Below are 17,703 nucleotides of genomic sequence, written 5' to 3' on the forward strand. Positions count from 1 at the left end.
CCCGGGGGACGCGGCCTTCGGCGTTCCTCGTGCCTCCCGGGCCGGACGGCACGCGAAAGGGCCGGGTCCCGGTGGTCACCGGGGCCCGGCCCTTCGTCGTACGGGGTCCGTACGGCCCGTGAACGGGTCCGTACGGTCAGCGCCAGCTGTGCGGGGCGCGGAAGCCGGGCTCGCGCTCCAGACGGCGCCAGCCGGCCGCGGTGCGGTCGCGGTGGCCCCCGTCGGGGGTCTCGTCGGCGCGGGTGGCGGCGCGGGCGAGCAGCACCGCGGTGATCGCGGCGAGCTCCTCGGGGTCGGCTTGGCCCTTCTCGACACGGAGAAGGTTGGCAGGGGTGCTCACGTGGATGACTCCTCCTACTGAGGCGGGTTGCCGTGCTTGCGGGACGGCAGGTCGGCGTGCTTGGTCCGCAGCATCGAGAGGGACCTGATGAGCACCTGGCGGGTGTCGGCCGGGTCGATGACGTCGTCGACGAGGCCGCGTTCCGCCGCGTAGTACGGGTGCATCAGCTCGGCCTTGTACTCCTTGACCATGCGCATCCGCATGGCCTCGGGGTCCTCCGCCTCGGCGATCTGCTTGCGGAAGATCACGTTGGCGGCGCCCTCCGCACCCATGACCGCGATCTCGTTGGTGGGCCAGGCGTACGTCAGGTCGGCACCGATGGACTGGGAGTCCATGACGATGTAAGCACCGCCGTACGCCTTGCGCAGGATGAGCGAGATCCGGGGGACGGTCGCGTTGCAGTACGCGTAGAGCAGCTTCGCGCCGTGCCTGATGATTCCACCGTGCTCCTGGTCGACGCCGGGAAGGAAGCCGGGTACGTCCAGAAGGGTGATGATCGGGATGTTGAACGCGTCGCACATCTGTACGAAGCGGGCCGCCTTCTCGGAGGCCTCGATGTCCAGGACTCCGGCCAGGGTCTGCGGCTGGTTGGCGACGAGGCCGACGACCTGCCCGTCGAGGCGGGCGAGGGCACAGATGATGTTGCGGGCCCAGCGCTCGTGGATCTCCAGGTAGTCGCCGTCGTCGACGAGCTCCTCGATGACCTTGTGCATGTCGTACGGGCGGTTGCCGTCGGCGGGCACCAGGTCGAGGAGGACCTCGGAACGGCGGTCGGCCGGGTCCTCGCCGACGACGGCCGGGGGGTTCTCGCGGTTGTTCTGGGGAAGCATCGACAGGAGGTAGCGGACCTCCGCGATGCAGGTCTCCTCGTCGTCGTAGGCGAAGTGGGAGACGCCGGAGACGCCCGCGTGGACGTCGGCGCCGCCGAGTCCGTTCTGGGTGATCTCCTCGCCGGTGACCGCCTTGACGACGTCGGGACCGGTGATGAACATCTGCGAGGTCTCGCGGACCATGAACACGAAGTCCGTGAGCGCCGGGCTGTAGGCCGCGCCGCCCGCGCAGGGGCCGAGCATCACGGAGATCTGCGGGATGACGCCCGAGGCCCGGGTGTTGCGCTGGAAGATGCCGCCGTACCCGGCGAGGGCGGAGACGCCCTCCTGGATACGGGCGCCCGCGCCGTCGTTCAGGGAGACCAGCGGGGCACCGGCCGCGATGGCCATGTCCATGATCTTGTGGATCTTCGTGGCGTGGGCCTCGCCGAGGGCGCCGCCGAAGATGCGGAAGTCGTGCGCGTAGACGAAGACCGTCCGGCCCTCCACCGTGCCCCAGCCGGTGATGACACCGTCGGTGTACGGCTTCTTGGCCTCCAGTCCGAAGCCCTGCGCGCGGTGCCTGCGCAGCTGCTCGACCTCGTTGAAGGAGCCCGGGTCGACGAGCAGCTCGATGCGCTCGCGCGCGGTCAGCTTGCCCTTCGCGTGCTGCGCCTCGGTCGCTCGCTCGCTCGGCCCCGCCAGTGCCTGCTCGCGCAGGACACGCAGTTCGGCCACCCGGCCTCGGGCGTCAACGGGCTCGCTCGGGATCTGGTCCACAACGGTCATGTCTCGACCCTACGAAGCCGGACAAGAAATCTCCGCCGTCGAGTCCGTACAGTCTCCTGTGTCGAATCCTGGTGGGGCTGGACAGAACTACCCCGTTCCCGGTCCGAGTCAACAGTCGAGCACCCCTCGCATTTGTAGGGTTCCCATAATCGCCCGGTGAAGCGGGGCGCCACTACGAGTGGTGCCCCGCGCACCCGGCGTGATCCGTCGGCGGGTGCGCGGGGCGGGGCCGGGGGCCCGGACGGAGGGCCCGGGTCCGGGGGTCCGGACCCGGGGCCGTCCGGGGCCGGTCAGCCGCCGCAGTGGAAGCGGGCGTTCCCCCAGTCCGCGTGGTCGTTGCCGTTGCCGTCTCCGCCGTCGTCGGCCACCAGGTCCACGTAGGAGGCTCCGGTGACGTCGGCGGTCAGGGACCGGGCCGGGTCCGTGGCCCGCAGGACCGGGGACTTGGCCTTCTCCGTACCGTCCGCGAGGACCGTGAACCGGACGCTGCCCCGGCTGGTCTGGACGTCGTCGACGCCGACCTCGGCGGTGAGGGAGGTGCAGCGGCCGCCCAGGTAGTAGCGGACCGTGGCGGGGGCGTGGCTGCCCAGGCCCTTGGCGTAGGTCACTCCCCCGATCCGCAGCGGGGAGCCGTCGCCGGTGCCGGTCTCTCCGTTGGAGAGGTCGCGCTCGACGGGGCCCCAGCCGTTGGTGGCGGAGGTCCAGTCGTGGTCGCTGGCCCAGGTGTCGGCGGTGGGCGGCGGGGGCAGGGTTCGGACGGTGGTGGCGGCGGTGAGCCCGCGCCCGTCCCCGCCGAGGGTGTAGGTGAGGGAGGCGGTCAGCGGGTAGGGCTGGTAGGCGGCGTCCACGGGCGGTGTCACCTGCCAGGTCGCGGTGGTCCTCCCGCCTGCCGGGACGGTGCCGAGGACGACCGGTGCGGCCGGTTCGGCGGTCCACCCGGCGGGCAGGGCGAGGGTGGCGGTGGCGTCGGCGACGGCGCCCGTCTCGTCGTTGCCGAAGGTGGCGGTGATCCGGTTCGGGCGGCCGGGCTCCAGGGTCTCGGGCGCGGTGACGGTGAGCGTGCCGCAGGCGGCGCGTTCGGGGGCCGGTCCGAGGTCGGTGACGGTGAAGTCGTCGAGGACGAAGTCGGCGCCGTCGGGTGCGTCGGCGCGCTTGCGCAGGCCGGTCCAGGTGTCGCCGCAGCCCGCGGTGACGGTCTCGGAGAACCGCGCGTCGGTGCGCTGCCGTCCGAGCGGGGTCCTGCGGGTCTCGACCGGGGTGCCGTCGGCGCGGTCGTAGCCGGTGATCCACTCGTAGGCGCCCGCGTGGCTGGACTGGTAGGCGTACTCGACGCGGTAGCGGTGGCCGTCCTTCATGGGCACGGTCCAGGGGGCGGTGCGGTAGACGAGTCCGCTGTTCTCGTCGTGGGACTTGAGGCTCTCGGCGCCGCCGAGGACGTCGTCGGTCGGCTTTCCGTTCCAGCCCGCCTGGGTGTACGGGGCGTTCAGCTGGGCGATGTGGGTGCGCGGGTCGGTGGTGCCGCCGGAGTCGCCCTTGAGGAAGGGGCCCCAGCCCTGGTCGACGGCCTCGAAGTCCTCGTACACGAGGGTTCCCGGCTTGGTGGCGGGGTCGTTGGCGACGATCCGGACGTCGTCGACGCGGACGGTGGCGGCGCTGCCGCCCGCGGCCTCGATCCGCAGCGGGGTGCTGCCGCCCCGGGGTGCGGTGAAGGTGACCTTGGCGCGCTGGAAGCGGGTGCCGTTCCAGTCGGAGGCGGCGACCCGGTCCTGGAGCGCGGAGCGTTCGACGGTGACGGAGCGGCCGCCGACGGAGAGGGTGGTGGGGCGGGTGGCGCCGGGGGCGACCTCGATCAGGGCGGAGGCGGTGTAGCGGGCGCCGGGGGTGAGCCGGGTGATCCGCTGGCCGAGGGACGCGGCGGCGGCGCCGGAGAGCTTCGCGCTGTTGCGGCCCTCGGCGTCGGTGTCGCGGGTGACGGTGCCGGTCCTGGTCCAGGCGGTGAGTCCGGCGTCGTTGAAGCCGGGGTCCGCGACGGGGGCGCCCTGGCCCCAGCGGGGCGCGGGCTGCGCCGGGGCGCGGTCCGGGTAGAGGACGTAGGGCTGTCCGGCGACGGCGTCGAGGGTGATCTTCCCGGCGGTGGGCCGGACGGTGCCGGTCTTCACGCGCCCGTTGTCGGTGAGCCGGTAGACCGTGTACGAGCGGGGGCCCTCGGGGACGGCCCAACTGCTCGTGCCACCGGTCTTGTTGTAGTGGTAGAGCTTCTCGCCCTCGTCCCAGGGGAGCAGGTAGGCGTCGCCGTCGAGGACCTTGCGGCCGTGGTCGTAGAAGGTACGCCTGCCGTCCTCCACGGTGCCGCGGACGTCTCCGGTGAAGGTGATGTCGTCGCCGTTCCAGCGGGTGATCTTCTGCTGCTGGAGGTACTTGGCGGGCAGGTTGCGCTGCCAGATGTTGGCGGTGAAGGCGTTCCAGTCGGTCTCGCCGGTCCAGCCCTCGAAGTCGACGAGGGCGGTCTGGCCGAGGACCGGGTGGTTGTTCCAGACGTCCTTCTCGCCGTTGCGGATGAAGCGGACGATCTGCGAGTTGAGGCCCTTGTTGGTGGCGCCGCCGTAGTCGAGGTCGTTGGCCCAGTGGGACCAGAGGGAGGCCCGTTCGAACTTCTCGGACCACTCGGTGGCGATGTTCCAGCCCTGCGCCTGGACGGCCCGCACGGTCTCGTCGGCGATCCACCCGTGGGTGTAGTAGACGTCGATGTAGAGGGTGGAGAGGTTGCGGTCGGTCTCGGCGCGCAACTGCTGGAAGCGGCGGGCGAGGTCGCCGCTGTTGAGGTCGCGGCGCTGGTCGATGTAGTAGCTCTGGTTGAGCCAGTTCCAGCCGGGCTTGGTCTTGTCGACGAGGGTCTCGCTGAAGTTCTTCGCCTCGGGGTACGACTCGGTGGCGTTGACGTGGACCCCGAAGTCCGCGCCCCACTCGCGGCCCTTCCTGAGGAGGGTGTTGAGGTCCTTCAGGCCACCGGCGCGCTTGTTGTAGTTGCCGCCGTAGTCCGGGTGGGCGGAGTCGTGGCCCTCGGAGCCGTACCCCTTGAGCAGGGCGAACTGGCCGAGGCCGTCGGTGGCGAGCGAGATCCGCTTGACGTCGTCGAGGGTGCGCAGGAAGGGGTGGGTGGCCTGCGAGGCGAAGTTGAACGGGATGTGGGCGACGACCCGGTCCGGGGTCCGGTCGCTGCCGGGGGCCTTGGTGCCGATGGTCCGGAAGGCGACGGCGCCGTCCTGCCAGTCGGTGGCGCCGTCGCCGTTGGCGTCGGGGGTGACGACGACCTTCGCCCAGGGCAGGCCGTCTCCGGTCGCGGGCTTCGGGGCGCCTTCGCCCCGGTAGGTCCACTGGCCGGACCAGACGCCGACACGGGTCTCGGTGCCGGTCCTGCGGGCCTGGTGCCAGAAGCGGGCGCCGTCGCGGGCGGAGGCTCCGGTGGGCTTGTCGTAGCTGGAGTTGGACTCGACGGCGGCGGCGAGGCGGCCGGTGCTGACGATCGCGTAGCTCGCGCCGACCGGGGCGGTGTCGGCGGCGGTCCCCTCGGTGACCTGCGCGAAGACGTCGGCGGTCCGGGTGGAGTCGGGGTCGAGCCGGGTGAAGGCGGTGGCCGCCCCGGCGTCCGAGGAGCCCACGGAGACCAGGTCGTGGCCGGGTATGTCGAGGGTGCCGACCCGGAAGGCCTCGGTGTCGCGGACGGCGGTGACCCGGAAGGTGGTGGTCCGTCCCTCGACGCTCAGGCGCGCGTCGATCTCGACGCCCGGCAGCTCGGGGAAGGTCAGGGTGTACGTGGCGGAGGAGGCCCGCAGGACGGGGGCGGCCTTGGCGCGGACCTCGCGGGCGGTGCCGTTGAGGACGATCCGGGTCACCGGGGCCGTACTGCCGAGGAGCCGGGCGCCGGTCGCGCGGTCGGTGTACGACAGGACGCGGGGGAAGTCCTCGGCGACGGCGACGGAGAGCCGGGACGAGGTGAGGACGGGGGTGGCCGCCGTGACGGCCCCGGCGGCCGGGACCGGGCCGGCCGGACCCTCCGCGAGGGCGGGCCCGGCCAGGGCGAACACGGCGGACGAGGCGGTGGCGAGCGCGCAGGCCGCACGGACTCTTCGCGAGTGGGGGAGGGACATGCGCTCTAGTTGGCCCCGCCCGCGCGGCACCGTCAACGAGATGGTGCCGAGCGGAGGCCGCCAGTCCAAGCATCCCCGTCGGTTAGTCCAAGTGGCTTCCGGAGGAGGCGACTCGGGCGGAGCGGGTCAGCAGCCGCCGCAGTTGTAGAAGGTCACGTCCCAGTGGTTGCCCTCGTCGGCGTAGACGTTGCCCGCGCCGGACTTCCACTGCGGGGCTCCGTCGGCGCGCACCCCGATGTAGCTGAAGGTGTTCTTCACGTAGTTGGTGACGCAGGTGGCCTTGCCGAAGTCGAGCTTGTAGCCGTTCCAGTGGGAGTACGTGCCGCTGGCGTGGCCGGTCTCGGTGCCGCCGGTGATGTTGAGGGCGCAGCCGCTGGCGCTCCTGAGGGTCTGGGCGCCCTGGGCGGTGGCCAGGTTGAGCTGGTCGAAGGACGTACAGGTGGCGACGTTCCGGTTGGAGCAGTTGCCCGAGGAGGACCAGGTGATCCCCGAGGAGCTGAACATCGAGGTCGCGGTGGCGTGACTGATCTTGTCGGCCGCGTGGGCCTCGCCCGTGGCGGCGAGGACGCCGACGCCGGGCGCGAAGAGCGCGCCGAGGACGAGGCCGAGGGCGGTGAGGACGGAGCGGAGCTTCATCGGAATGTGCCTCCTGCTGGTGACCGTGACGGCTGGGGACGGCGGTGCAGGTGGTGCCGGGGCCCTCGCCGGGCGGGGGCCGCAGGGAGATGGTGCCGCAGCTCTACGCGCGTCCGGAAGGGGTCCCGGGCACCCCCTTTCGGGTGAACCGCGTCCCGGGATGTTGAAAGTTGAACGGGATGGAGCTACAGTCATTCTCGTTGAAGGTTCAACAAGCGAGTCCGACAAGCGCCGACCCGATCGGCACCGGAACACCGATCAAGGAGCAGTCAGTCATGGGTCTCTTCAACCGCAAGAGCAACGAGTCCACCGCCACCGCCACCCTCCCCGTGGACCCGGCGCTCGCCGCCCTGACCGGCGACTACACGATCGACCCGGCGCACAGCAGCATCGGTTTCACCGTCCGGCACGCGATGGTCACCAACGTCCGGGGCACCTTCGCCGAGCACGAGGGCTCGCTGAAGCTGGACGGTGCGGACCCCGGCGCCTCCACCGCCTCGATCGACGTGCGGATCGCCTCCGTCGACACCGGCATCGGAGACCGCGACGGCCACCTGCGGAGCGGCGACTTCTTCGACGCCGAGCAGTTCCCGCTGATGACCTTCCGCTCGACGACCGCCGAGCAGCTCGGCGGCGACAGGTACCGGATCACCGGCGACCTGACGATCAAGGACGTCACCAAGCCGCTCTCGATCGACCTGGAGTTCAACGGCTCCGCCACCGACGTCTACGGCAACGAGCGCGTCGGCTTCGAGGGCTCCGCCGAGATCCTGCGCTCCGCCTGGGGCCTGACCTGGAACGCGGCCCTGGAGACCGGCGGTGTGATGGTCAGCGACAAGGTCAAGCTGAACTTCGACATCTCCGCGATCAAGAACGGCGGCTGACCGGGAGGATCCGGCACCCGGACCGGACCAGGCCGGTCCGGCGGTCCCGGCCGGACTCCGACCGGATCAAGACCGGACCCAGACCTGACCCAGACCGGACTCCGACCGCCTTGATCACCCGGTCGTCCCGGCCGCCCCCGGTCGTCCCGGCTGGACCCGTCGCCGATTCCCCGTACGAGCGCGCCCGCCCTCCGCAGCAGCGGAAGGCGGGCGCTCGGCGTTCCCTGGGTCCTGGGGGGGCTGGGTGGCTGGGGGCTCCGGCCCGGGTGGTGGGAGAGTTCCGGGGTCGGCGGCCCCTGAGGCTCCGGGGACGGCGGCTTCCTGACGGGACCGGCCCGAGGCGGTTCCCTCCCGTCAGTCCCGGGTGGCCGCCGCCGTGGCGACCGCCGTGACCAGCCGGGCGTTCTCGGGGGCGCCGGGCCCCCCGGCGAAGGCGAAGCGGCGCCGGGTGTAGCTGTACGCGAGACCGGACGCCGGGTCCGCGAACGCCTGCGAGCCGGGCGCTCCGCTGTGGCCGACGGCGGTGGGGCCGAGCTCCGGGTAGCGCGCGGCGAGCGGGACGAACCCGAGACCGAAGGCGTTGTCGTTGCCCGTCACCAGATCCGTACCGGAGGAGTGGACCCGGGCGAACTCGGCCAGGACGTCCGGCTTCAGGAGCGGACCGCGCCCGTCGAGTTCACCGGCGACCGCCGCGTACATCCGGGACAGACCGCGCGCGGAGCCGACACCACCGCCCGAGAGCGGCCCCAGCTCCCGGACCCTACGGGAGTTCCCGTAGGCGACGATGTCGAACGACGGATCGGCCCGGACGTTGAACGCGAGGGCCGCCAGGCTGTCCGGGTCGATCGGGTGCTCCGCGAGGAACGCCTGCTCGGCAGGGGTGAGCAGGGCGGGCAGGGCCGTACGGAAGCGGGGTTCGAGCGCCTCGGGCAGCCCCAGGTAGTAGTCCAGGGCGTACGGCGCCCGGACGCGCTCCTCGAACAGATCCCGCAGGGTCCGTCCGGTGGCCCGCAGGACCACCTCGCCGACGAGGGCGCCGATCACGAGGGCGTGGTAGCCGTGGCCCGCGCCCGGCTCCCAGGCGGGCCGTCGGCCGGCGAGGCGCGCGGCGATCAGCCGGTCGTCGGCCAGTTCGTCGAGGGTGAGGCCCTCCTCGGCGCCGATCACGCCGGACCGGTGGGCGAGCAGCTGGCGCAGGGTCAGCGCCTCCTTGCCCCCGGCGGCGAACTCCGGCCACCAGGAGGCGACCTCGCGGTCGAGTTCGAGCGTGCCGTCCTGGACGAGGAGGGCGGTGACCAGGGCCATCGCGCCCTTGGAGGAGGAGTAGAGCGCGAGGAGCGAGTCGCCTTCCACCCCGTCCCCGCCCCACAGGTCCACCACGAGGCGGCCCCGGTGGTGGACGGCGAGCTGGGCGCCGCCGTCCCGCGCCTCGTCCGCCACGACCGTGGCGAACTCCTCCCGTACGGACTCGAATCCGGGCTCGACCGTGCCGTGGACGTCGGTCATCACACTGCTCCCCCTGTACGTCGTCGTCTGCGCGTCGGCGCGTCTGCGCGTGCCTGTGAGAGGTGGAACGATCAAGGGCGGGCGCCTCTTCCCGGATCGGCGTCCCGGAATCGTCCCGGAACACCCGGCCGACCGGCCGAACCGGCTGGACGAGGACGTATCCGCAGTCCAGCGGTGTGGCCAGCGGCATTGTCAGTGGTGGCGGATAGCGTCGGCGGCATGGAATTCCGTATCGACAGCGGTGTGTTGACCGATGCCGTGGCCTGGGCCGCGCGCGTCCTCCCGGCCCGTTCTCCCCTGCCCGTGCTCGGCGGGCTGCTCCTGGAGGCGGCGGACGGACGGCTGCGGGTATCGGGCCTCGACCACGAGGCCTCGGCCCGGATCGAGGTGGTGGCCGACACCGGCGTCGAGGGGCGGGCCCTGGTCCTCGGGCGGCGGCTGCTCGACATCTGCAAGGTGCTCCCCCGGGGGCGGGCGGAGCTGGCCGTGGAGGGCTCGCGGCTGTCCGTGACGTCCGGCGACGCCCGCTTCGGGCTCTCCCTGCTGCCGCTGGAGGACCACCCCGCCCCGCCCGCGCTGCCCGAGGTGCGCGGGGCGGTCGACGGAGACGCCTTCGCCGCCGCGGTCGGTCAGGTCGCGGTGGCGGCGGGCCGGGACGACTCGCTGCCGGTCCTGACCGGGATACGGCTCGCGCTGGACGGCCCGGTCATGACGCTGGCCGCCACCGACCGCTACCGGTACGCCGTCCGCACCCTGGAGTGGCGGCCGGGACCCGGCGCGCCCGCCGCCGGGACCGATGTGGTCGTCCCGGCCCGGCGGCTGACCGAGATCGCCCGCTCCCTCGCGGGCGGCGGCCCCGCGAGGCTGGCCCTCGACGAGGGCTCGATCGGCTTCGAGAGCGCCGGGCTGCGCACCACGACCCGGCTGCTCGACGGACGGCTGCCGCGCCACGACAAGCTCTTCGCCCTGGACGGCCCCGCCCTCGCCACCACCGGACGGATCCCGCTCACCGAGGCGGTCAGGAGGGTCGCGGTCGTCGCCGAGGGCGACAGCCCGGTCCAGCTGACCTTCACCCCCACGTCGGTCGCGCTCCGGGCGGGCTACGAGGACGACGTGGCCTCCCAGCGTCTCCCGGCCGTCTTCACCGGCCACGAGGACCTGACGGTGGCCTTCAACCCGGGCTACCTGCTGGACGCCCTGACCACCCTGGACACCGAGGAGGTCCACTTCCACCTCCTGGGCCCCGGCCAACGAGCCCTCCTCACCAACGGCCCGACCCCCACCCACCGCCACCTCCTGATGTCGGTGAAACCGCTGGTCTGAGCGGCGCCCCGGAGCCGCTGGGCCCGTCCCTTCCGGGGCCGACCGGAAGAGACGGGCCTAGAACCCGCCCCCGCCGTCGAAGCCTCCGCCGCCGCCGAAGTCGCCGCCTCCGAGGCCGCCTCCGTCGCCGCCGAAGTCGTCTCCGCCGAAGTCGGACGGGGTGAAGTCGGCGCCTGAGAAGTCGCCGCCCTGGAAGTCCGTGCCGCCGTATTCGGCGGCGTAGGCCGGGGTGGCGAGCATCGAGCCGAGGAGGGTGCCGGTCAGGAGGACGGGGAGGACGCCGCCGCCGAAGTAGCCGCCCGCCCAGGGGCCGTACGCCGGGCCCGCCTCCCAGTAGGGGCGGCGGCCGCCGTCCGTCTCGACCTCACGGGCCAGCGGGGCGCGGCCGTCGTCGAGGCGGGCCGCGTCGGCGGCGCAGACGGGGACCTCGCGGGCGGCCCCGCCGGACGGGGTCCAGGCGCGGTCCGCCACGGAGGGGCCGTGGCGCGGGTCGAAGAAGCAGGGGGCGCGGCGCTCGGGCGGCGGCCGGTGCTCGCGGCGGGCGGCGAGGACGGCGAGGGAGTAGCGGCCGTCCTCCAGTGCCTGGGTGACGGCCCGGACGTCGTGCGGCCGGGCGGCGGTGGCCATCAGGGACTTCGCCCGGTCGTAGGAGTCGAGGGCGCGTTCGTAGTCGCCGCGCATGGCGTCGTCGGCACCGGCTTCGGCGGGGTGGAAGTCGAGCCGTTCGAGTTCCTCGCCGAAGGCGGTGATGTCCTCGTCGACGACGACACGGAGCTTGTCGAGGGCGGCCCGCCGCTCGGCCTCCTCGCGCAGCCGTCGGCGGCGGACGACCGCGTAGGCGCCCGCGCCGCCCGCGACGACGACTCCGCCGAGGACGGCGAGCCCGGCGACCGGCACCCCGGAGTCCCCGCCGGAGCCGGTGGCGCCCCAGCCCGCGGGGGCCGAGCCGCCCATCGAGGGCAGGGCCTGGGTGACGAAGTCGTCGAGCTCGGTGGCCGCGTCGACGCCGGGGGCGCGCACGGCGGTGACCAGGTTCCGTACCGCCCTCGGGGCGAGGACGGAGGCGTCGGCGCCCGCGTCGAAGCCGGTGCCGAGACGGACGGCGTACAGGCCGGTGATCCCGGTCCGGGTCCGCAGGTTCGCGAGGAGGCCGTCCGCCGGGAACCGCGCGTCCGCCGGGAGGACCGCCACGAACAGCGGCTTGTCCGCGTCCTTGATCTTCTTCGCCAGGGCGTCGGCGTCGGCCTTCGGCAGCTGGTCGGCGGCGCCCGGATCGACGTACACCGGGCCCTGCTTCAGCGCGGCGGCCACGTCGGGGACGCCCGTGGTCCCGGCCCCCGCGACGGGAGCCAGGACCAGGAGCAGCAGCAGGGTCAGCCCCGCGAGGGCCGACGGTACGGTGAGCGGCCTCGTCCTCATGGTTCGACGCTACCCGAACGGCATCGAACAGGACATGGCGGGCGTTCCGCCCTTCTCTGCTGGCGCTTCCCTCCCGCCGCGTCTCCCCCGTTACTCGGCCGGGTCGATCCCCGCCCGGAGCAGCCCGTAGGTGAAGGCGTCCTCCAGGGCCTGCCAGGAGGCGGCGATCACGTTCTCGGCGACGCCGACCGTGGACCACTCGGTGTTGCCGTCGCTGGTGGTGACCAGGACCCGGGTGGTGGACTCGGTGCCGTGGCGGCCCTCCAGGATGCGGACCTTGTAGTCGGTCAGCTCGAACTTGGCCAGCTGGGGGTAGATCCGCTCCAGGGCGACCCGCATCGCCCGGTCGAGGGCGTTGACCGGGCCGTTGCCCTCGGCGGTGGCGACGATCCGCTCGCCCTTGGCCCAGAGCTTCACGGTGGCCTCGTTGGCGTGGGTGCCGTCGGGGCGGTTCTCGACGATCGCGCGCCAGGACTCCGTACGGAAGTAGCGGCGGGCGCGGCCCTCGGCCTCGGCGCGCAGGAGCAGCTCGAAGGAGGCGTCGGCCGCCTCGTACGTGTAGCCCTTGAGTTCGCGTTCCTTGACCCGCGCGACGACCCGGCCGACGAGCTCGCGGTCGCCGCCGAGGTCGACGCCGAGCTCCTTGCCCTTGAGCTCGATGGAGGCGCGGCCCGCCATGTCGGAGACCAGCATCCGCATGGTGTTGCCGACCCGCTCGGGGTCGATGTGCTGGTAGAGGTCGGGGTCGATCTTGATGGCGGAGGCGTGGAGTCCGGCCTTGTGGGCGAAGGCGGAGACGCCGACGTACGGCTGGTGGGTGGAGGGGGTGAGGTTGACGACCTCGGCGATGGCGTGCGAGATCCGGGTCATCTCGGCGAGGGCGCCCTCGGGCAGCACCTTCTTGCCGTACTTGATCTCCAGGGCGGCGACGACGGGGAACAGGTTGGCGTTGCCGACGCGCTCGCCGTAGCCGTTGGCGGTGCACTGGACGTGGGTGGCCCCGGCGTCGACGGCGGCGAGGGTGTTGGCGACGGCGCAGCCGGTGTCGTCCTGGGCGTGGATGCCGAGGCGGGCGCCGGTGTCGGCGAGGACGGTGGCGACGACGGCCTGGATCTGGGCGGGGAGCATCCCGCCGTTGGTGTCGCAGAGGACGACGACGTCGGCGCCCGCCTCGTGCGCGGCACGGACGACGGCCTTGGCGTAGTCGGGGTCGGCCTGGTAGCCGTCGAAGAAGTGCTCGCAGTCGACGAAGACGCGGCGGCCCTGGGCGCACAGGTGGGAGACGGTGTCGCGGACCATCTCCAGGTTCTCTTCGAGGGTGGTGCGCAGGGCCAGTTCGACGTGCCGGTCGTGGGACTTGGCGACCAGGGTGACGACCGGGGCGCCGGAGTCGAGGAGGGCCTTGACCTGGGGGTCCTCGGCGGCTTTGCCGCCCGCCCTGCGGGTGGCACCGAAGGCGACGAGCTGCGCGTTCTCGAACGCGATCTCCTGCCGGGCGCGGGCGAAGAACTCCGTGTCGCGCGGGTTGGCACCGGGCCAGCCGCCCTCGATGAAGCCGACGCCGAACTCGTCGAGGTGGCGGGCGATGGTCAGCTTGTCCGCGACGGTGAGGTTGATGCCTTCACGCTGCGCCCCGTCGCGCAGCGTCGTGTCGAAGACGTGGAAGCTGTCGTCGAGGGGCGATTCCCCGGCGTTCTCCGTGGTCATGGCTGTGATGGCTCCTGTCGGATGTGGCTCCGGTAGGTCTGGATCCACTTGCCCCCATTCTCACGCGTCGTCCGTTTCCGGCCGGGGTGGGGCCGGAAAACGAAAAAACCCCTCGCGGGTGCGAGAGGTCTGCGCGCGGGTCTGAGGCACGGTGTCCACTGCCGCGGGGGGTCGTGTCGCGGTTCAGTGGCCACTGCGGACCGGCGCGCCGCTGCCGATAATCATCGTGGTAGCAAGCACGCCGGAAGTCTGACACAGCCGACGCCCGGGGGCGACGGTGGTCTCACGATACGGGCAGCTCGTCCCGCTTCCGGCCGGGCTCGGCCGCGTCGCCCTTCCCGACCCGCCCCAGGTCGATGTCGCGGGTCTCCCGCATCGTGAGGTAGACGATCAGCGAGACGGCCGCGCAGCCCGCCACGTACCAGAAGAAGCCCGATTCGAGGCCCGCGTCCTTGAACCAGAGGGCCACGTACTCGGCGGTACCGCCGAAGAGGGCGTTGGCGACGGCGTACGGCAGGGCGACGCCGAGGGCGCGGATGCCGGTGGGGAACAGTTCGGCCTTCACGCAGGCGTTGATCGAGGTGTAGCCGGTGACGACGACGAGGGCGAGGAGGGAGAGGCCGAGGGCGGGCCAGAAGGAGCCCGCCCGCTTCATGAGGGTCATGATCGGAACGGTGAGGAGGGTGGAGCCGACCGCGAAGGTGATGAGGAGGGGGCGGCGGCCGATCCGGTCGGAGAGCCGCCCGGCGAGCGGCTGGAGGCAGGCGAAGACGGTGAGGGCGCAGAGGGAGACCAGGGTGGCGGTCTGCTTGGGGAGTCCGGCGGAGTTCGAGAGGTACTTGGTGAGGTAGGTGGTGTACGTGTAGTAGGCCACCGTGCCGCCCATGGTGAGGGCGACGACGAGGAACGCCTCGCGCCGGTGGGCCCAGAGCGCGGTGAGGGTGCCCTTGCGGTCGTCGGCGACGACGTCGTCGGAGGTCTCCGCGTACACCTCGGTCTCCAGCATGGTGCGCCGCAGGTAGAAGACGACGGCCGCGCCGAGGGCTCCGATGACGAAGGGGATGCGCCAGCCCCAGCCGTGCAGGGCCTCGCTGCTCAGGGTGTGCTGGAGGACGAGCAGCAGGCCGAGGCCGAGGATCTGTCCGGCGGTCATCGACACGTACTGGAAGCTGGAGGCGAAGCCCCGGTGGCCGGGGGCGGAGGCTTCGGTGAGGTAGGTGGCGCTGGCGGCGTACTCGCCGCCGACGGAGAGCCCCTGGAGGAGCCGGGCGACCAGGAGGACGGCGGCGCCGCCGTATCCGGCGACGGCGTAGGTGGGGGCGACGGCGATGAGGAGCGCGGAGGCCGACATCAGGGTGACGGTGAGGGTGAGGGCGGTCTTGCGGCCCTTGCGGTCGGCGACCCGGCCGAGGAGCCAGCCGCCGACGGGCCGCATGAAGAAGCCGACGGCGAAGATGCCCGCGGTGTTCATGAGTTTGGCGGTGTCGTTGCCCTCGGGGAAGAACGCTCCCGCGAAGTAGGTGGCGAAGCTCGCGTAGACGAACCAGTCGAACCACTCGACCATGTTGCCCGCGGAACCGACCCAGATCTTCTTCCAGTGCTCTCGTCCCATGGGCAGGAACCGTGCCGGAGAGGGCGCGGCGGCAACAAGGGAGCGGCCCGCAACGATCCTGTGTACTTACGTGCCTTGTGGTCGCGCGAGCAGTTCCTGCTCGATGAACTCCCTTACGTGGCAGAGGACTTGCTCTCGTCCCGTTCCGGGGAGGCCGACGGCGACATGGACGCTGAAGCCGTCGAGGAGGGCCCTCGTACGGGTGGCGAGGCGGTCGGCGTCGACCGGCCGGAACTCGCCGCGCGAGACCCCTTCGGCGAGGAGCGCGACGAGGTCGCGGTGCCAGGCCCCCTCGATGGCCGCCTGGCGCGCGCGGGCGTCGGCGTCGGCGTTCCGCGAGCGGTTCCAGACCTCCAGCCAGAGGGTCCAGTGCGGGTCGCGCGGGCCCTTGGGCAGGTACACGTCGACATAGCCGTCGAGCCGCTCGCGGGCGGTCCCCGGCCGGGACAGCAGGGCGCCGCGCTCGGCCCCGAGCCGCCCCTCGCTCCACTCCAGGGTCTGGAGCAGCAGCTCGTCCTTGGTGCGGAAGTAGTAGAGGAGGTGGCCGCTGCTCATCCCGACCTGCCGCCCGAGCCCGGCCATGGTGAGCCCGTCGAGCCCGCGCGCCGCGATGGTGTCCATGGCGGCGGCGAGGACGTCCTCGCGGGGCGGGGCGGCCTGGTTGCGCCTGCGGGAAGGGCTGCTGCTCTGACTCACTCGTACGTTCTACAGGATGGGGGCGACGGGGCTCCGGACCGCTGTCCCGGCCGGGACACGGCCCTGACCGCTCCCGCCCCCGGTGCTCCCGTCCCCGGCGCTCCCGTCGCCGGTGCTCCCGTCGCCGGGGGCGGGTGCACGGCGTCGGCTGCCGCCGGGCTCACGGCTTCGGCTGCTGCTGGGTGATGCAGTGGATGCCGCCGCCGGCCGCGAAGATCGTGCGGGCGTCGACGAGGACGACCTCGCGGTCGGGGAAGAGTTCGCGGAAGATCCCGGCGGCGACCTCGTCGTGGGGGTCGTCGAAGGCGCAGAGGATCACGGCGCCGTTGCACAGGTAGTGGTTGATGTACGAGTAGTCGACCCAGTCGCCCTCCTCGTCCCTGAGGACGGTCGGGGCGGGGACCTCCACGACCTCCAGCGGGCGCCCCCGCGCGTCGGACCGGCCGCGCAGCAGCTCCACGTAGGTGCGGGAGCGCTCGAAGTCGGGGTGGGCGGGGTCCTGCTGGCTGTGTACGAGGACCGTGCCGGGGCGGGCGAAGGCGGCGACGATGTCGACGTGGCCCTGGGTGCCGTACAGGCCGTAGTCGGCGGCGAGGCCGTGCGGGAGCCAGATCGCCTCGGTGGTGCCGAGGCGGGCGTGGATCTCCGCCTCCACCTGGGCGCGGGTCCACTCGGGGTTGCGGCCGGGGCCCAGCTGGACGGTGTCGGTCAGCAGGACCGTGCCCTCGCCGTCGACGTGGATCGCGCCGCCCTCGTTGACCAGGGGACTGCGGTGGACGGGGACGCCCGCCGCGCCCGCGACCTGGCGGCCGATCTTCGAGTCGTGCTCCCAACGGGCCCAGTCCTGGGCGCCCCAGCCGTTGAACACCCAGTCGACGGCGGCGAGTCCGGTGCCGTCCGTGACGAAGGTCGGGCCGATGTCCCGCATCCAGGCGTCGTCGAGTTCCCGCTCGACCAGGTCGATCTCCGGACCGAGGAGGGCACGGGCGCCCTCGGCGTCACCGGGGGCGACGACCATCGTGACCGGTTCGAAGCGGCGGACGGCACGGGCCACCGAGGCCCAGGCCGTACGGGCTCCGGCCAGCTCCTCGTCGTCGGTGAAGGTGGGGTTGGGGCCGGGCCAGGCCATCCAGGTGCGCTCGTGCGGGGTCCACTCGGCGGGCATGTGGTACGTCATGGTGCGGGTCCTCGCGGGGTCGGCGGGATGGCGGAAGAGAGGGCCTTCGGGGGAAGCCTGAGGTCGGGGGTCGGGGCCCGGGGCCCGGGGCCGGGGGCCGGGGGCCGGGGTGAAGCCCGGGGCTCGGGGAGGACCAGGGCCCTGGGACCCCCGAGGCCCCCGTGAAAGCCGCGGCCTCAGAGGAAGTAGAGGCGGTTGAGGGAGACGGAGTCGACCGCTTCGGAGCGGATCGGGGCGCCGTCCAGGGAGACGAGGCCGGTGCGGTCGTCGACCTGGACGTCACCGACACGGGAGTTGAACAGCAGGTCGGCGGGGCCGATGCCCCGGGTGCCGCGCACGGCGACACGGCGTCGGCGGGTCGGCATCAGGTCGGAGCCGAGGTCGACGGCCGCCTGGGCGACGAACGCGACCGAGATGTCGGCGGGGGTGGCGCCGTGCGCGCCGAACTGCGGTCCGAGGACGAGCGGTTCACAGGTGTCGGTGGCCGCGTTGGGGTCGCCGACGACCCCGAACGCGGGGAAGCCGTTCTTGAGGACCATCTGCGGTTTGGCGCCGAAGAACTGCGGCTTCCACAGCACGATGTCGGCCATCTTGCCGACCTCGATGGAGCCGATCTCATGGGCGAGGCCGTGGGCGACGGCCGGATTGATGGTGAGC

The 17,703-nt window shown here is 72.6% G+C and carries 13 protein-coding genes; 2 read left to right on the forward strand and 11 right to left on the reverse strand.

The annotated features are described in order from the left end of the window. Nucleotides 1-136 precede the first annotated feature (136 nt). From ACIO92_RS27460 to ACIO92_RS27475, 4 genes are all read right to left on the reverse strand, one after another. Nucleotides 137-340 (reverse strand): acyl-CoA carboxylase subunit epsilon, encoded by a 204-nt coding sequence (locus ACIO92_RS27460; RefSeq protein WP_366446278.1) that lies wholly within the window; start codon nucleotides 338-340, stop codon nucleotides 137-139. 14 nt (nucleotides 341-354) lie between these two features. Beyond that, nucleotides 355-1,938, reverse strand: coding sequence for an acyl-CoA carboxylase subunit beta (locus ACIO92_RS27465; protein WP_401243269.1), 1,584 nt, complete (start codon nucleotides 1,936-1,938; stop codon nucleotides 355-357). A 290-nt stretch (nucleotides 1,939-2,228) separates the two neighbouring features. After that, nucleotides 2,229-6,086 (reverse strand): endo-alpha-N-acetylgalactosaminidase family protein, encoded by a 3,858-nt coding sequence (locus ACIO92_RS27470; protein WP_402283527.1) that lies wholly within the window; start codon nucleotides 6,084-6,086, stop codon nucleotides 2,229-2,231. Nucleotides 6,087-6,212: 126 nt separating this feature from the next. Next, a complete protein-coding gene (locus tag ACIO92_RS27475) occupies nucleotides 6,213-6,722 on the reverse strand; it encodes a hypothetical protein (RefSeq protein WP_366446281.1) in 510 nt (169 codons plus the stop codon). A gap of 275 nt (nucleotides 6,723-6,997) precedes the next feature. Here ACIO92_RS27475 and ACIO92_RS27480 point away from each other — a divergent pair, with 275 nt between their 5' ends. Beyond that, nucleotides 6,998-7,606 carry a YceI family protein gene (locus ACIO92_RS27480; RefSeq protein ID WP_402283529.1) on the forward strand — a complete coding sequence of 203 codons (609 nt, stop codon included), beginning with the start codon at nucleotides 6,998-7,000 and terminating at the stop codon, nucleotides 7,604-7,606. A 354-nt stretch (nucleotides 7,607-7,960) separates the two neighbouring features. On the opposite strand, the gene ACIO92_RS27485 is transcribed toward ACIO92_RS27480, so the two are convergent. Beyond that, nucleotides 7,961-9,112 (reverse strand): serine hydrolase domain-containing protein, encoded by a 1,152-nt coding sequence (locus tag ACIO92_RS27485; protein WP_366446283.1) that lies wholly within the window; start codon nucleotides 9,110-9,112, stop codon nucleotides 7,961-7,963. A 219-nt stretch (nucleotides 9,113-9,331) separates the two neighbouring features. On the opposite strand from ACIO92_RS27485, the gene dnaN reads away from it, so the two are divergent. Beyond that, the gene (gene dnaN / locus ACIO92_RS27490) at nucleotides 9,332-10,435 is read left to right on the forward strand and encodes a DNA polymerase III subunit beta (protein ID WP_366446284.1); all 1,104 of its coding nucleotides are present in this window, start codon (nucleotides 9,332-9,334) and stop codon (nucleotides 10,433-10,435) included. Nucleotides 10,436-10,492: 57 nt separating this feature from the next. On the opposite strand, the gene ACIO92_RS27495 is transcribed toward dnaN, so the two are convergent. The 6 genes from ACIO92_RS27495 to ACIO92_RS27520 all read right to left on the reverse strand — a co-directional run. Then, complete coding sequence (locus ACIO92_RS27495; RefSeq protein ID WP_402283532.1) at nucleotides 10,493-11,854, reverse strand: hypothetical protein; 1,362 nt, start codon at nucleotides 11,852-11,854, stop codon at nucleotides 10,493-10,495. Between the two features lie 90 nt (nucleotides 11,855-11,944). Continuing rightward, nucleotides 11,945-13,561 carry a citramalate synthase gene (gene cimA / locus ACIO92_RS27500; protein ID WP_402283534.1) on the reverse strand — a complete coding sequence of 539 codons (1,617 nt, stop codon included), beginning with the start codon at nucleotides 13,559-13,561 and terminating at the stop codon, nucleotides 11,945-11,947. Between the two features lie 283 nt (nucleotides 13,562-13,844). After that, on the reverse strand, nucleotides 13,845-15,173 hold the full coding sequence (locus tag ACIO92_RS27505; RefSeq protein WP_401243284.1) for an MFS transporter: 1,329 nt from the start codon (nucleotides 15,171-15,173) through the stop codon (nucleotides 13,845-13,847). Nucleotides 15,174-15,239: 66 nt separating this feature from the next. Continuing rightward, a complete protein-coding gene (locus ACIO92_RS27510; RefSeq protein WP_366446290.1) occupies nucleotides 15,240-15,794 on the reverse strand; it encodes a TetR/AcrR family transcriptional regulator in 555 nt (184 codons plus the stop codon). 235 nt (nucleotides 15,795-16,029) lie between these two features. Beyond that, on the reverse strand, nucleotides 16,030-17,046 hold the full coding sequence (locus tag ACIO92_RS27515; RefSeq protein WP_401243287.1) for an agmatine/peptidylarginine deiminase: 1,017 nt from the start codon (nucleotides 17,044-17,046) through the stop codon (nucleotides 16,030-16,032). 176 nt (nucleotides 17,047-17,222) lie between these two features. Continuing rightward, nucleotides 17,223-17,703: amidohydrolase family protein (locus ACIO92_RS27520; protein ID WP_402283536.1), on the reverse strand; the 481-nt coding region annotated here is incomplete at its 5' end.

The sequence above is a fragment of the Streptomyces sp. NPDC087215 genome (genome assembly GCF_044744885.1).
Taxonomy (GTDB): Bacteria; Actinomycetota; Actinomycetes; order Streptomycetales; family Streptomycetaceae; genus Streptomyces.